Below are 13920 nucleotides of genomic sequence, written 5' to 3' on the forward strand. Positions count from 1 at the left end.
GTAAGAAAGACATTATCCCTGTCTTTATAGCCCCTTTTAGGGGCTTTTTTTTCAATGACTTATAATTCGAACCATTTAAAAACAATAAGTTATAAATTATTAAATGGTCATAAAAGTTCATGAAAGACTTTAGGGGTGGACGGAATGTGGACGGTCATCCACCTCAAGACAATTAAATTTTTATGTCATTTAACGGGTTGAGTTTTATTGCTAACTCTAAGTAATCTGGCGCTAAGTGAGCATATACCATTGTCTGATTAATGCTTGCATGACCAAGAATCTCTTTAAGAGCAACAATATTCCCACCGTTCATAACAAAGTGACTAGCAAACGTATGCCGCAAAACGTGAGTAGCTTGACCCCTTGGGAGTTCAGGGAACAAATTTCGTAATGCAAGCCTGAAAGTTTCGTAATTTATGTCAAATAGCGGACCTGAATCTTTTGTCTTAATTTGTTCAGACAGTTCGTCAGATATCGGGATAATCCGCTTCTTGCCATTTTTTGTTTTCAAAAATGTTACTCTTCCATTCTGAACTTGTTCACTATGTAATGCAGCACCTTCACCCCATCTTGCTCCGGTACTTAAACAAAGGAGAGAGAAAAGTTTGTAATCACCAGTGAACTCATTTAGCAAAGAAATAATTTGTTCCTCACTAAGAAAAATAATTTCAGGAGTTTCCTCTTTTAACGGAGGTAATCCATTAAGTGGGTTTTTATAATCAAGTAATTCTAGGGTTTCAAGCGCAGAAAACATGCCTGATAAACGATACATATCCCGATTTATTGTTGTCGCTTTGATACCACTCATCAGTCTATTTCCCCTGTGTTCAAGTAGGGTTTGTTTGCCTAGTTGATTCAGCGTGGGGTTTCCCAATAGCTTGATTGTTTTGCGCAACTGCATTCTTTCAATTTCGCCATTCTCTAGTGTTTGACCGTGGTATAACCACCATTTATCTAGAATAGCGTCTAGTTTCAATCGTCCTGATAGTGTTGTGTTTTCAGCATAATCTTGGGCGTTGACTATTGCGTATCTTTCAAAAGTTAATGCCTCAGATTTGCGAGCAAAAATCCTTCTTAATCTAGCCCCTTTACTTCCGTTAGGGCGAATGTCCACTTCGTATCGACCATCATTGAGCTTCTTAATTGCCATAAGTAAGCCCTCCGATGTAGCTGACTGACTGTGACCAGCAGTAATCAGAATATAGATATAGAACGTCTAACCAGTTTTCTTTTCTGAGAGGCGTAAGGCTTCTTTCTCTTGCCCATTGTGTGCGAGAGCCGGTGCAATTTGACCAACTTCAGGGGCTGTCTTACCTGTCATTAGCCAAAGGCTATACTTTTCAAATCTGGGATGTTCAGTCATTTTCAGTAAATTCAATCCACTAGGTTCGTATACTCCGGTTTCATATTTACCAAGAGTGCTTATAGATAAATCAATCATTTCACATAATTGAGTTTGACTAAGTCCTTCGGCGATTCGAATCGCTTTAACTTTTTCGCTCAATTTCATTTGACACCTTCCTATATAGGATGTAGATTTATCCGAAACATTCCTATTTAGGATGGTTTCGGGCGTAAAAGAAACCACTTAAAACCAGACATAAACGGTTTTGAACGGTTTGATCTAGTGAGGGTAGCAAATGAATAAAGAGCAAATCAATGTGAAATATCCGGTTAGCGCGGTACCGCTTGCAAGATTTGCGGAGCTAGTCGGTAAAACTAAAGGTGCTGTTGAGTCGATGGTTAAAAGTGGAAAATTGCCAGTAATCGAATTTAGAGATCCGACAAAGCCACAAAGTAGAGCAGGGGAAATTTGGATAAGTATCAGTGCATTTAATAATGGAATGGACTTGGCTTATTCAAGTAAATCACCAGAACAGCGTGATGCATGGCTTTTATGGTTGGGTTTGTAATATGGAAGTCATACAGGTTTCGACGCATAGCTTTAAGTATCGTAACTTTCAAATAGTTATGTTGCCGGCGAAGGCGCTGAATCCAGTAACCCGCTTTCATGTTCAACGTGATGATAATTCTTTCGGGTTATTTGATTCGATGTCTCAAGCAACTAATTATATCGACAGCCTTTACGGGGTTTGATCATGGGCAGCGCAGCAATGAAAGAAAAACATAATCAAGGCGAAAAAGTAGATACAGCCAAAATTATTAGCTTTCAATCAAGCCTGTCTAGTGGTCATGGTAAAAAAAGAAAATCGTATGATAGATATTTCAATGATGGGGGGACGATAGAAGAACGCACCGCGGCACTAAATAGAGCTGCGGAAATGAAAACAGAATTATTGAAGTGTCGTAAAGAAGAGCCAAATAATCAGCAGCTATCAGGTTTCATTGATTATTTAAGAGAACAAGACGAAAGAATATTAAATATGATTTTTCATCTTGCGAAATTAAGTGAAAAAAGAGAAATGAAATTTGATGATTTAAATGTTGATGAACAAAAGCAGCTTATTACCGCACTTAATCAAATAAAGGCATTAAATGCATTAATTCCGAATCAAATAGCAATGCCAATCTAATTTAATTAACCAATAAAAATAATGACATTAATTTGTCAGGACTTTTTACAACCTGAATATAGGTAATGAATATGAATAAATTCCCTGATCCAGTGTTTACCCCAGTAGCAGAAAGCATCAAAGCTAACCGAGAAGATGAGCGAAAAACGCTTTTTGACGGCTTTGCAGCTAGCCAGCGTTCTTTAGCTTACAAAGTTCTAAAGGGGAAAATGACCCATGTGGAAATTTTTCACTTACTGATGGGCGAGGCTGACCATTTAGAAAATAAAGCGGCGGAGCTGAATCATGTCTAAAGAGATTGACCGCGCAAGTGAGCACGAAATGTTGATGCGAGAGCAGCAAATTAAAGCAGTTACAAACCGTGTTGTTAGTGCTTCTGCTTTTGAGTGTGAAGATTGCGATAAACCAATTCCAGAACAGCGCCGCATAGCTTCAATGGGTTGTACTCGTTGCGTTGATTGCCAAGCGATTTTTGAGCTTAAAAGCAAACATTATCGGAGTGTGTGAAATGGTTAATGTCCATCAGGTTAAATGTCTACAAGGGACTTTTCGGGCTATTTTAGCTAGAGGGTCGGGCGATGATATTAGGTTCAATGACAGAGATTTTAAAGTTGGGGACTCTGTAATTTTAACAGAAGTTAGAGAGCGCAAGCTTTCATATCGATCCGTCGTGACTAACTCATACTATGATGAATGTGAAAGAACTGGTTATGAAATGGAATGTGTAATTCTGCATATAACCAAGCGTAATGATCTTATTGATAAATATAAATGTTCACCTGATGTTGTGCCTGATGTTGTAAGCATTTTCTTTCGTGTTTTGAATGCGGAGGGAAATTATGGCAAATAAAACTATTCTAAAATGGGCTGGTTCTAAAGTTGGAATAATGGAGCAGCTACGCCCGCATTTGCCTAAAACTAAACGCCTAGTTGAGCCATTCGCCGGCTCTTGTGCTGTAATGATGAATACTGACTATGAGCAGTATTTAATTGCTGATGTTAATCAGGATTTAATTAATTTATATCTGATTGCTCAATCTTTGCCTTTAGATTTTATTGCGAATGCTGAATATTACTTTCAGACATTTAACCAAAAACACAGCTATTACAATATAAGAGATAAATTTAATACAACTAAAAAATATATGACACCACAGGGAGTGGCTGTCAATTTTTTATATTTAAATCGCCATTGCTATAACGGGCTTTGTCGGTATAGCGAAAAAACGGGTTTCAATGTTCCATTTGGCAATTATAAAAATCCGTACTTTCCTAAGAAAGAAATTATTTCTTTTGCTAATAAAGCTCAAGAATCAGAAATTATCTGTTTGGAATGGCAAGATACATTATCGCTCGTTGATTTTGGGGATGGTGTTTATTGCGATCCGCCGTACAAAGGCGATGGCTTCACTCGTTATCATGCTGCGGGTTTTTCTGATGCAGACCAAGAAGCATTAGCAGTTGCATTAAAAGATATTAATGACAGTCAGGGTAACCCAGTAACAGTTTCTAATTCTCTTGCAGCAAAAGAGCTGTATCTTGATCTTGGCTTTACTGTCCATGAAATAGAAGCGCCGCGCAAAATTGCAGCGAACGGGAGTCGTAAATCGGCAACTGAAATTATCGCAGTTTTGGCAGGGGTGAAGTAATGATACTTGACCCTAAAGACGGCGTGTATATCAGCGGAACACGCTTTGCAATTCAGCGTCATGTCGATGATTCTAAAAATGTTCAGTGGCGCTTACTGCAAATAAATAATAAAACTCGTTGTTATGAGTTAGTTTGTTGTAGCTCTGATCCGTGGTTTATTGCGATTGAGCTGACCTCGTATCACGTCATGAGAGTGAAGGGAAAAGGCATCAAGACTCTGGATATTTATCGCCAGACTGTTGATGTCATTTCTCGTCGTTGCGAAACTGCCATTAATTTATTAAGACCAGAAACATTGGGCGGGGCGCTTAATGTCTAAGGTATTGGATTTCACGCAACAGGGATTAACTTATTCCGCTGATATGGATTTTCCGTATTCGTGGAATAAGCCCAAAGAAAATAATTATTACAAAGCTGATATAGATGCTTTGGGAAAATCTCTATCGCATGAACAATTAATTCATGCGCAAGCGATTTTAGGTGAAGTAGAAACTTTACCGCGCATCTTGCGTTACCGTATTCAAAAGCACTATGAGAACCTTATTAAAGAGTCAGGGCAATATAAAGCGTATGAGTATTTGCGTTCTGACTTTTACAAAAAAATCTACCCTCGCATTACAGCTGTTAATTCACGCTATGAGTTAGATACAAAAGCGCTATTGACGCTATCCACTCGTTTTACACCTGAAATTAGCCAGTTTAACCGACTGTTTGATCTGTATGACAAGCCAATTAAAAAACTGGCAGAACATATTTCCAGTGGTTTTTTTAGTCTCTATGAAATCTATTGCGATAAGTTGACTGAGGAAAATGACGGTGATCGTGAGGTTATCTATGAAGATGCATCACAAACGCTGATTTATGGGCGCTTAGCTGAGCTTTCCAATGGTTTACATGTTAGTCCGCTTCACTATCAAAGCTATTTGAAAGTTTTGAAAAATCGGAAAAAACGTAAAGGTAATCAGAACCTAACAACTCGACAAGTCATTGCTGCGGTATCTCGTTTGGTAAGCGCGGATTATTGGCATAGAAAGTTAAAGGCACACCGCACGCAATGGATTGAAGCGATCATGATTGCGAATATGGACGTGTGTGTAAATCGCCAACCTTACGCAAGTAAACAAGCTATTCGGGAGGTGCAAGCTCAACGTTTATCTAATATGCAATATCTGCAAGGTATGGATATTCAAGACGTTGAAACGGGCGAGCGGTTTGATCTGTTTGAGAAAGTCATGGCGAGTATTTCTAACCCTGAAATACGTCGCATGGAATTAATGGCTCAGATGGCTGGTATTGAACGTGTAGCGAAAGAACGTGGCGATATCGGCATGTTTATTACATTAACTTGCCCGTCCAAATACCATCCGACAAAGCAGCGCAAAGAAAAAAACAAGGAAACCGGCAAAGATGATTTTTACGCTGTGCTTAATCATAAGTGGAAAGATGAGGCGTTTACGCCAAAAGATGGGCAGCGCTATTTAGTTAAAATTTGGTCGCGTATTCGCTCGGCTTTCAATGATAAAAATATCAATATTTACGGTGTCCGTGTTGTCGAGCCACATCATGACGGCACGCCACATTGGCACATGTTGCTATTTGTTGATAAAGCAAAACGCGCAGAAGCGATTGATATTATGCGTAAGCGGGCTTTGAAAGAAGATGGAAACGAAGCCGGCGCACAGAAATTCCGTTTCGAGTGCAAGCATATGAACCGTGGTGGTGCCGTCGGGTATATCGCTAAGTATATTGCTAAAAATATCGATGGCTACGCCCTAGACGGTGAGATTGACCATGAAACCGGCAAAGACTTAAAAAGCATGGCAGCGGCGGTAACCGCGTGGGCTTCAACGTGGCGTATCCCTCAATTCAAATTCTACAAACTCCCATCAAAAGGGGCATATCGCGAGTGTCGTCGATTGCGCGGCGTTTCCATTGCTGACAGCCTTGGTGATATCGCGGAGCGTGTTCGCGCGGCGGCTGATGAAGGTGACTTTTTTGAGTATGTCATGTCACAAGGTGGTCCGTGCATTCCACGTAAATTAGAAACCATTCGCGTAGCTCGTGAGACTAATGACGTGAACGCCTACGGGGAAGAGGTTCAGAAAGTAGTTGGTATCTACAACCAATTAAAATCCGGTGCGCCAGTCATTAAAACGCGCGAAAGAAAGTATCAAATCGTCAAGAAAAGCGCCGTTGACCTTGACCTTAATCTTTTAAAGAGCGACAGCGGAGCGACTTGGAGTCCTGTCAATAACTGTAGATCACGGATCACATCCAATTTATCAGATGTGCAATTTTACGAGCCTGAGCACGGCTCAGGTGAAGTATGCAACATAAAGGAATACGGTTTCGCGTTTATAGAAACAGACTCTAATAACGCCGCAGGCAGCGAAATATCACAGGGTAATCAGCAAAGACAGATATCAAAAATTGAATTAAGCGAGAGTGATAAAGAAATTCAGTCGGAAATAGTTACTTTTGCCAATGAGGTTGGCATTGATTTCGATATTCCACACGTTGAAACCATGTTTACGAAAGGCATGGGGGTCAGTGACGGTAACTATTATCTGAAATTAGACGGGGAACGGCTGAGGTTAGAGCTGACAGAGGATGGAAAAGAGCAAAGAAAACAAGAAATAGCAGCACAAAATGAGGCTAGAAGTCGGAAGTATAAACAACGGTGCGCTGATGTGTTGGCGCGGATTATGAGATTTTAATATTCATTTTTTGGAGTGATATTTGTGTGTAATTTTAAATTACACACTTATTTAAAAATACGTGATATTTATCTTGTTATAGGCTAGTAATTATTAATGTGATTTGAATTATATCATTATCCTATTGATTTATATCCATATTTAAATAAATATTTTTGTGTAAAATTTCGTCTAATGTATATGAAAAGTGTGTAACTTGATGCTATAATGTGTGCATTACTTATGAGGTGTTGAGAATGGATGATTACGGATTAGTATATATGCTAGTAAAAGTGGAGTTCGGTAGAATTCCAGACAGTGTTTTCTTAGAGAAGATAGGCCACTTTGCCCATAATTTAAGGAAAGACTATATTACTGCACCAATGATGCATATAAAGGCCTTTAAAATGAATATGAATGTTATTAATAATGGGCAACCAGAAGTAACTCATTTTGAAGTCCCTATGGTTACGTTACTGTCACCAAACAAAGATTATGGTGTGCGTGTGGCTCCTGATTTTTTCGTAGTGCACACGAGGAAATATCAGAATTATTCTGATATAAGCGAACGTGTCAAAAAAATATTATATTCCCTAATTGAGCAGTTTGATATTTCATTTTATTCATTTCTGGGAATGAGATACGTTAATAAAATAAAATATGACAATGAATATGAGTTTTCTAAAGAGATTACTCGTTCTGAATTTTTACAACCGAGAGTATGTGATTGGCCTAGAGCTGGCAGTAATATGTTATCTAATTATTTAGATATGAGTACAGGGGTTGCTGTGACTTTAAATACAGGAATAGTCATTGATAGTGATATTCTACCACCCGAATTAATGGAGGTAGCTTCTGATATCATAACTCAACCTAAGGTACTTCAAGGGCCTGTTGCTCACATTGATATTGATGTTAATCTTTCATCTGGAGAAGGTGAATCAAAAGAAATAAATGTTGATGAAATAATTAATAATATGAGTATATTGAGGAATACGGCTAATCGAGCATATAAAAATATAACTAAAAATGAAAATTAATGTTGTAAATTATTCTATATTTTGGAGGGCACATGACAAGTAATACAAACGATTTTGTTTATGTAAAAAGAAATAGAACCTCTCTGAATATTGAGACTAATAGCTCACGTAGAGGGTGGAATTTTATAATCGCTCCTGCGGCTCAAAGTAATTTTGTAGGGATAAGCCTGTTAGCTTTGATTCTTAGTGGGTTAATGGCGTTTACATCGCTATCTAATATACATTCATCTAGGGTAGAACCTAATACATTTTACAGTGACAAAAATTTAGTAGATAAAACTGTAACAACAGAAAGCTGGGTAAAAGAAATTTCATCGCTATCAGACTCTCCAGCAGAAAAGAGCGAAGAGTTGCGCCAACTGTTTGGTTTTAAAACAGCCCAATGGGCCGTTATACTAAATGTTGGTAGGAAAACGTTGTACAATTGGAGTAATAATCCTGAGGGTAAAATTAAATCAGAAGCAGAGGATAGACTTAATATTTTAGCTGAGTTCTCAAAAGAGTTTCGTTCAGAGCATAGTCGATATTTTTCAAAGTTATTATTTGGTCGATTTTCGAATAAAAGCTTACGTGAAACATTTACAGCTAAAAATTTAGATTTAAATTCTATGTTAAAGGCTTATGATGAAGTTTACGGAGAATTAGATGGTTTTGCAGTTAGAGCAGACTTGTTTAGTTAAGGAATAGTAGTAATGAGTGATATTGATGATGTTGGTATTGATCGTGATAGTTTAGTAAGCTCAGGATGGAAAAGAGGAACGTTTGTTGAACTAAAGAAATTTACCAACATCATTGATGAGTTGCCTCTGAAACTAAAACTGTTTTGCGAGGGAAATGAAACAGTATATTTAATTCCAGTATTATATGACTGTGCATTGATTGAGCCATCTTTGGAAAAAGAGCCTTGGGTGCAGATTATATTGGGTATACCTTGCGAAGCCGATAATAATTTTAAACATGCTAAAAACCCTAGAAAAATTCATTTACCTATCCAAGTTGATGGTCATGAATCCTATATAGAAATCACAGCATTGAGTTTTTTTCAGGTTTGTAGAAAAAAACTATTACAAGAATCAACCCCGTCACCAAATATAACGTGGCAAGGCAATGCTAAAAATATACTTCTTGATTGGATAGCAGAGCGTTATCGTAGAGCGACATTTCCAGATTCTTTTGGGCATAGGATAGATAAAAAATGTCAAAGAGCATTGGATTCCACGTGGAAAGATGAAAATTTTAGTAAATTTTGTTCTGGAGTTTATATTAATCTACATACGGACGATGAATTACCAGAAGAACAAGTATATACAACTGACATATTGATTGCTGTGCCAGAAGCAGTCAGTTTAAGACAAATTCGTAATGATAGAATATCAGATAAGATGATAGAAAAACTGAAAAACGCAATTTTGTTAGCAAAAGGTATCCAAGTTAATTCTATAGATTTAATATCAGAAGATCAGTTTACTAAGAAAATTGAACGTAAATTTAAGCGGTTTTCTCTCGAATATTTTAGTTATAGCTCCAAACATGACTCAGAGGATGAGCCTTCACCTTTACCATCAGAATTTATTGGGAGTAAAAGCTTAAAAATTTCAGTTTTTTAAGTCTTTATTATATGACGGAAATATCAGCACTAGTTTATAGCGTCAATGTAGGTTATCCATCATTATAGTATTCAATTTACTTAAACATTCATGAATTAAACATATTAGCCGTCGTCATGACGGTTTTTTTATTTTCTAAAATTACCTCATAATTTCGCATTTTTCCGCCCAAATTCGCAAGATCAAAAAAGGATCGTTACCCGTGTGAAGCACCACCACTGGCGCTGTTCAGGAGATCTCTTGCAGGTGCATGAAAACCGACCTATTTAGTGGGCAGGCGTGGCGGGGCTACGATTGCGCGGCGAGGTGTTTATTGTTAAATATCCGTCCGCAAAATCTCCGAGCCGTCACAGCGTTAAAATCAAATTTCTATAACTAGATAGCAATTAATTTTGCACGCTTTGTGGTAGCGTATAGTGCGTTTAAATCGCTATTTGATGGGGGGAATTTATTGCGGATTCGTCTTGGTGAGTTAGGTTTGGTATAATACAGTGGGGTCCTATTATTATTTAGGGCATCGAGATCACCTACCTACGGGCAAAAAAATACCGCCTCAGTGGGCGGTATCATTGAATTTACGCGTGATATTATTCGTCTTCTAAGTCCAGAGAATACTTTTCAAACTTTATAATTTCCCCACCAAACCAATCATTCAATTGCATCATCTTACTTTGTAACGGCATCAACTCATTGCGCACAAATACTTTTGCCGCTTTCTCAACATCACCAAAGCCGCCCACATTTTCAGGAATGATCCCCATGATTTGTGGTGGCACGCGGTGTGCCGCTAACATATCGTCACGACTTACATTTTTAATATTAAGGAATTCATCTTTTGCAGCAGCTTCGGAAAGCGGAATAGTTTGGATGCCGTCTTTCTTTCCCCCTGGTGCGTACAAAAATAAATTGCGAAAGTTCCCTGGTCCTTTACTGCTTTTGAGTGCTTCACGAATTTTATCAACATCATCGGTTTTTTGTGCTGCATCACTGATATACAGAATATAACCGGCATGCGAACCATTGAGATAATATTTACGGCGAAATAGCGTTGCCGATTCATTGAGCAGTACGGACGGGATTGCCGCGAGATATTCAGGCAAGCCGTATAACTCTTGGTTAATATCCGGCTCAATCAAGTGAAACACTTTACCCGTTTGAAATTCATACGGTTTAATATCGTAGCCATATTGCACAAACCAGTAAGTTTCTAGATCAACACCGCGGCGGGTAAACTTAGCCGGCGAATGTTTAAAATTCAGTGATTGTCCTAACCGGTTATTTCGTTCTTCAAGATACCCATTACCAAACAGTAAAAAATCTAATGCCCAGCTATCAAACGTCTGACGACTTAAATATTTATTGGGTATAAATGTGCTGGTGAGAATATTACGTTTTACATAAATTGCGCTGCTATGGTGTGGGGCTGCACGGAACGTGCGAGCAAGGCCGTTAAAACTAATTGGCGGCTCATAGTAATTATCAATTTGCACACATTCCAAATAATCAAAAATTTCACGCTTATCAAGCACAGGGATTGGGTCACCGAAAGTGAATGCTTCCATTGATGCGCTGTCGGTTTTTTGTGCCAGTATTTGTGATTGGCGTTTTTTATTTTTACGGCTCATTAAAAGACCTCGACGATATTATGTTGATTGTGATTTTCACCGGTGATCGGTTCGTTATAAAGGGCGTGCATGGTTGCCCACGCTAAGTCAGCATGGCTGGCCTCTTCGCTGCGGTCTGCTTCATATGTTGGGCGGTTGCCGCTGGCAGTGGTCGCACGGCGAATGGCCATAAAAGATTGGGTGATATCATTGCTTCCCGCGTCATATTCAAGGCGGTCATGGCTAATCACGTCATAGGCCTTAAGGACTAGGGCATTTTTTAATGCAGGGTTATAGACAAATTCTTTTGCAGCAGGGAAGAATTCCCGCACGTTTTGTAGGACTCCGTGACCAATACCCGTAGAGTCAATCCCGATGTATTGCACGTTGTAACGCTCGGTGAGTTCTTTTATCGCGTCCGATTGTGCGCGAAAATCCATACCACGCCATTGATGGTGTTCAAGGATGCGAAACTTACCGCCTTTATGTAACGGTGGCGCAATCACCACACAGCCGGCACTATCGCCATTTTGAGTGCCTTTCGCGGGGTCATAACCAATCCAAACGGGATGGAAAGCATAGGGGCGTATCATTAACGGTTGAACGTCGTCCCATATTTCCCAACTGTCTACCATGCATTTTTGCATTAACTGCAAGTTGAATATGGACGCGATATCATCGACAAACTCACACATCAGCAAGTTTTCAAATTCATCAGGGCTATATTCTAAATAGAGCTGGTCAATATCAAATAAATTACAGCCGCCCCGCATGGCATCTTCAATGGTGACAATTTGCCGCCACTGACCATCACCGCACATCATGCCATTCACTAACGCTTGGTGGCTGATATCCACCTCAACGTGATCCCCTTTGCGGCGACCACGATTAAATAATTTGCCTGACCAGAACGGATACGCGCTGTGGGTCAGTGCCGATGGGGTCGAAAAGTAGGTTTGACGCCATTTTTTGTGCATAGCCATACCGGAGGCGACTTTGCGTAATTCTTGGAATTTGGGTATCCAGAAATACTCATCAAGATACAAATTACCGTGGTAACTCTGCGCGGTACGGGCATTGGTACCAAGAAAATACATTGTCGCCCCATTAGGTAAAACTATTGGATCACCTTTTAAGTCAACATCCACTTCTCGCGCCATATCAATGATGTAGCCTTTGAATACGTGTGCCTGCGCTTTACTGGCCGATAAAAAAATCTGGTTTCGACCGGTAATGAGCGCATCCATAAAAGCTTCACGAGCGAAAAAGTAAGTCGCCCCGATTTGGCGTGATTTTAAAATGTTACGAATACGGTGCTTATGGCCGGCACCATACCAAACCTTTTGGTACGCAAACATATTTTCACGAAAGATTTCTTCCAGCTTTTCAATCTGCTCTTCGCTAAATAAATTCTTCTCAGGGGCGCGGCGTTCACCTTTATTGCGATTGGCCAGTTTCGGGTTCAAATCAACCTCATTGCCACCGTTTTGATACTTGTGAATTTTGGCGTGTCGTTCGACCTGCCGGTAAAGCAAGTCAATTTCTTTAAAGTCTTTACCCTCTTTATTTTCTTTGCTAATTAGCGTACAAAGTCGCATTTCCAGCGTCATTTCCACGCGCTCAACGGGGGTAATCTCATCCCATTTGTCGCGCCGTTTCCAGCTGTGGATAGTGGCAGCTTTTTCTTTGAGGATTTCAGCAATACGCGCAATTCGGTACCCGTTAAAATACAGGTGCATCGCGCGTTTTCTTGGGTCAAAATCGTGTAATGTTTTCATGTCGCCAGATTACTGGCTCACACGCCCAATCGCCCCGAGCTGCCGTTGTGCCATTTCCCACACAATGGCAAAGCATTGTTTCTTAGCCCCCATCCCTGAAAACATAGGCTCATTATTTTTTTATTTACGCATGAAATTTATCTACGTATGAAATTTAATTGCCGGAGCCTGAGCAATGACAAAAAAATCTAAACCTGTGCGCCTTTGTGTTGAGGGAGCCACAACCGATGGACGTAAAGTGCAGCGCCAATGGCTCACTGATATTGCCAAAAATTACGACCCATCCGTTTATGGTGCTCGGATCAACATGGAGCATCTAAATTATGAATGGATGCCGCGCTTTGGAGATGTGGAGTCTGTTTACACAGAAGAAATCAGTGAAGGTGCTCTGAAAGGTAAGCTTGCTCTATACGGGATTTTATCACCAACAGATTCATTAATTGAGATGAATCGTAAGCGTCAAAAGGTTTATACCTCCGTTGAAATTAACCCTAATTTTTCCGATATGAATTCAGCCTATTTGGTGGGCTTAGCTGTCACGGATAACCCTGCCAGCCTTGGCACGAGCATGTTGGAATTTAGCGCGGGTGCAGATAAAACCGCGACTTTCTCAGAACGCAAGCAAGATAAAGATAACGTCTTTACGGCGGCGGAAGAAACGGTGATTGAATTTACCGAAGAAGAAAACAAACCAGAAAAACCCAGCTTGAAAGATCGCATCATGGCGAAATTCAGTCGCGAACGTCAGCGCAATGATGTTGAACTCAATGACATTCACCAAGCGGTAGAGCTTTGCGCGGAAGAGCAAACTGAAACTGCACAAAAGCTGACTCAGCTTGAAACACAAGTTAAAGCGCTATCGGGTATCAAGCAAGAAAATGAAGCCCTGCGCAGCGAGTTGGACCAACTCAAAAAAGATTTAAGCCAACAAGATAATCAGCAACACCGCCCCACATCTTTTGGTGGAAATACAACCAACACCGAAAACCTGACTGATTGCTAAACGGGAAT

16 protein-coding genes are annotated in these 13920 nt (G+C 39.7%); 12 read left to right on the forward strand and 4 right to left on the reverse strand.

Annotation, left to right across the window (positions count from 1 at the left end; all coding sequences use genetic code 11):
* Positions 1 to 172 precede the first annotated feature (172 nt).
* Positions 173 to 1150 (reverse strand): phage integrase, encoded by a 978-nt coding sequence (locus PSF42_RS03615; RefSeq protein WP_272679460.1) that lies wholly within the window; start codon positions 1148 to 1150, stop codon positions 173 to 175.
* Between the two features lie 66 nt (positions 1151 to 1216).
* The gene (locus tag PSF42_RS03620) at positions 1217 to 1510 is read right to left on the reverse strand and encodes a helix-turn-helix transcriptional regulator (RefSeq protein WP_154634193.1); all 294 of its coding nucleotides are present in this window, start codon (positions 1508 to 1510) and stop codon (positions 1217 to 1219) included.
* A 130-nt stretch (positions 1511 to 1640) separates the two neighbouring features.
* On the opposite strand from PSF42_RS03620, the gene PSF42_RS03625 reads away from it, so the two are divergent.
* The 11 genes from PSF42_RS03625 (at position 1641) to PSF42_RS03675 (ending at position 9527) form a co-directional block, all read left to right on the forward strand.
* Positions 1641 to 1913 (forward strand): Cox family DNA-binding protein, encoded by a 273-nt coding sequence (locus PSF42_RS03625; protein WP_272679461.1) that lies wholly within the window; start codon positions 1641 to 1643, stop codon positions 1911 to 1913.
* Between the two features lie 186 nt (positions 1914 to 2099).
* The gene (locus PSF42_RS03630; protein WP_272679462.1) at positions 2100 to 2534 is read left to right on the forward strand and encodes a DUF5347 family protein; all 435 of its coding nucleotides are present in this window, start codon (positions 2100 to 2102) and stop codon (positions 2532 to 2534) included.
* Positions 2535 to 2605: 71 nt separating this feature from the next.
* The gene (locus PSF42_RS03635) at positions 2606 to 2827 is read left to right on the forward strand and encodes a DUF2732 family protein (protein WP_272679463.1); all 222 of its coding nucleotides are present in this window, start codon (positions 2606 to 2608) and stop codon (positions 2825 to 2827) included.
* Positions 2820 to 3041, forward strand: coding sequence for a TraR/DksA family transcriptional regulator (locus tag PSF42_RS03640; RefSeq protein WP_272679464.1), 222 nt, complete (start codon positions 2820 to 2822; stop codon positions 3039 to 3041). Before PSF42_RS03635 ends, PSF42_RS03640 begins: the two co-directional genes overlap by 8 nt.
* Position 3042: 1 nt before the next feature.
* The gene (locus PSF42_RS03645; protein ID WP_272679465.1) at positions 3043 to 3384 is read left to right on the forward strand and encodes a DUF3850 domain-containing protein; all 342 of its coding nucleotides are present in this window, start codon (positions 3043 to 3045) and stop codon (positions 3382 to 3384) included.
* Positions 3374 to 4183 (forward strand): DNA adenine methylase, encoded by an 810-nt coding sequence (locus tag PSF42_RS03650; RefSeq protein WP_272679466.1) that lies wholly within the window; start codon positions 3374 to 3376, stop codon positions 4181 to 4183. The genes PSF42_RS03645 and PSF42_RS03650 overlap by 11 nt, the downstream gene beginning before the upstream one ends.
* A complete protein-coding gene (locus tag PSF42_RS03655; protein ID WP_272679467.1) occupies positions 4183 to 4503 on the forward strand; it encodes a DUF5405 family protein in 321 nt (106 codons plus the stop codon). The genes PSF42_RS03650 and PSF42_RS03655 overlap by 1 nt, the downstream gene beginning before the upstream one ends.
* Positions 4496 to 6901, forward strand: a complete 2406-nt coding sequence (locus PSF42_RS03660; protein WP_272679468.1) for a replication endonuclease — start codon at positions 4496 to 4498, stop codon at positions 6899 to 6901. The genes PSF42_RS03655 and PSF42_RS03660 overlap by 8 nt, the downstream gene beginning before the upstream one ends.
* Positions 6902 to 7137: 236 nt before the next feature.
* A complete protein-coding gene (locus tag PSF42_RS03665) occupies positions 7138 to 7920 on the forward strand; it encodes a TIGR04255 family protein (protein ID WP_272679469.1) in 783 nt (260 codons plus the stop codon).
* 32 nt (positions 7921 to 7952) lie between these two features.
* Positions 7953 to 8600, forward strand: coding sequence for a hypothetical protein (locus PSF42_RS03670; RefSeq protein ID WP_272679470.1), 648 nt, complete (start codon positions 7953 to 7955; stop codon positions 8598 to 8600).
* Positions 8601 to 8612: 12 nt separating this feature from the next.
* Positions 8613 to 9527 carry a hypothetical protein gene (locus tag PSF42_RS03675; RefSeq protein WP_272679471.1) on the forward strand — a complete coding sequence of 305 codons (915 nt, stop codon included), beginning with the start codon at positions 8613 to 8615 and terminating at the stop codon, positions 9525 to 9527.
* A 587-nt stretch (positions 9528 to 10114) separates the two neighbouring features.
* Here PSF42_RS03675 and PSF42_RS03680 read toward each other — a convergent pair.
* Entirely contained in the window at positions 10115 to 11152 is a 1038-nt protein-coding gene (locus tag PSF42_RS03680; protein ID WP_272679472.1) for a phage portal protein, read from the reverse strand.
* Entirely contained in the window at positions 11152 to 12909 is a 1758-nt protein-coding gene (locus PSF42_RS03685; RefSeq protein WP_272679473.1) for a terminase ATPase subunit family protein, read from the reverse strand. The genes PSF42_RS03680 and PSF42_RS03685 overlap by 1 nt, the downstream gene beginning before the upstream one ends.
* Before the next feature lie 175 nt (positions 12910 to 13084).
* Here PSF42_RS03685 and PSF42_RS03690 point away from each other — a divergent pair, with 175 nt between their 5' ends.
* Positions 13085 to 13912, forward strand: coding sequence for a GPO family capsid scaffolding protein (locus tag PSF42_RS03690; RefSeq protein ID WP_272679474.1), 828 nt, complete (start codon positions 13085 to 13087; stop codon positions 13910 to 13912).
* Positions 13913 to 13920: the final 8 nt, after the last annotated feature.

It is taken from the genome of Providencia sp. PROV032 (genome assembly GCF_028484875.1).
GTDB lineage: Bacteria > Pseudomonadota > Gammaproteobacteria > Enterobacterales > Enterobacteriaceae > Providencia > Providencia rettgeri_E.

What these genes read in the sequence shown, in the direction of transcription:
- PSF42_RS03615 (WP_272679460.1), bottom strand. Translation starts at nt 1,150, where the DNA reads ATGGCAATTAAGAAGCTCAATGATGGTCGATACGAAGTGGACATTCGC.
- PSF42_RS03620 (WP_154634193.1), bottom strand. Translation starts at nt 1,510, where the DNA reads ATGAAATTGAGCGAAAAAGTTAAAGCGATTCGAATCGCCGAAGGACTT.
- PSF42_RS03625 (WP_272679461.1), top strand. Translation starts at nt 1,641, where the DNA reads ATGAATAAAGAGCAAATCAATGTGAAATATCCGGTTAGCGCGGTACCG.
- PSF42_RS03630 (WP_272679462.1), top strand. Translation starts at nt 2,100, where the DNA reads ATGGGCAGCGCAGCAATGAAAGAAAAACATAATCAAGGCGAAAAAGTA.
- PSF42_RS03635 (WP_272679463.1), top strand. Translation starts at nt 2,606, where the DNA reads ATGAATAAATTCCCTGATCCAGTGTTTACCCCAGTAGCAGAAAGCATC.
- PSF42_RS03640 (WP_272679464.1), top strand. Translation starts at nt 2,820, where the DNA reads ATGTCTAAAGAGATTGACCGCGCAAGTGAGCACGAAATGTTGATGCGA.
- PSF42_RS03645 (WP_272679465.1), top strand. Translation starts at nt 3,043, where the DNA reads ATGGTTAATGTCCATCAGGTTAAATGTCTACAAGGGACTTTTCGGGCT.
- PSF42_RS03650 (WP_272679466.1), top strand. Translation starts at nt 3,374, where the DNA reads ATGGCAAATAAAACTATTCTAAAATGGGCTGGTTCTAAAGTTGGAATA.
- PSF42_RS03655 (WP_272679467.1), top strand. Translation starts at nt 4,183, where the DNA reads ATGATACTTGACCCTAAAGACGGCGTGTATATCAGCGGAACACGCTTT.
- PSF42_RS03660 (WP_272679468.1), top strand. Translation starts at nt 4,496, where the DNA reads ATGTCTAAGGTATTGGATTTCACGCAACAGGGATTAACTTATTCCGCT.
- PSF42_RS03665 (WP_272679469.1), top strand. Translation starts at nt 7,138, where the DNA reads ATGGATGATTACGGATTAGTATATATGCTAGTAAAAGTGGAGTTCGGT.
- PSF42_RS03670 (WP_272679470.1), top strand. Translation starts at nt 7,953, where the DNA reads ATGACAAGTAATACAAACGATTTTGTTTATGTAAAAAGAAATAGAACC.
- PSF42_RS03675 (WP_272679471.1), top strand. Translation starts at nt 8,613, where the DNA reads ATGAGTGATATTGATGATGTTGGTATTGATCGTGATAGTTTAGTAAGC.
- PSF42_RS03680 (WP_272679472.1), bottom strand. Translation starts at nt 11,152, where the DNA reads ATGAGCCGTAAAAATAAAAAACGCCAATCACAAATACTGGCACAAAAA.
- PSF42_RS03685 (WP_272679473.1), bottom strand. Translation starts at nt 12,909, where the DNA reads ATGAAAACATTACACGATTTTGACCCAAGAAAACGCGCGATGCACCTG.
- PSF42_RS03690 (WP_272679474.1), top strand. Translation starts at nt 13,085, where the DNA reads ATGACAAAAAAATCTAAACCTGTGCGCCTTTGTGTTGAGGGAGCCACA.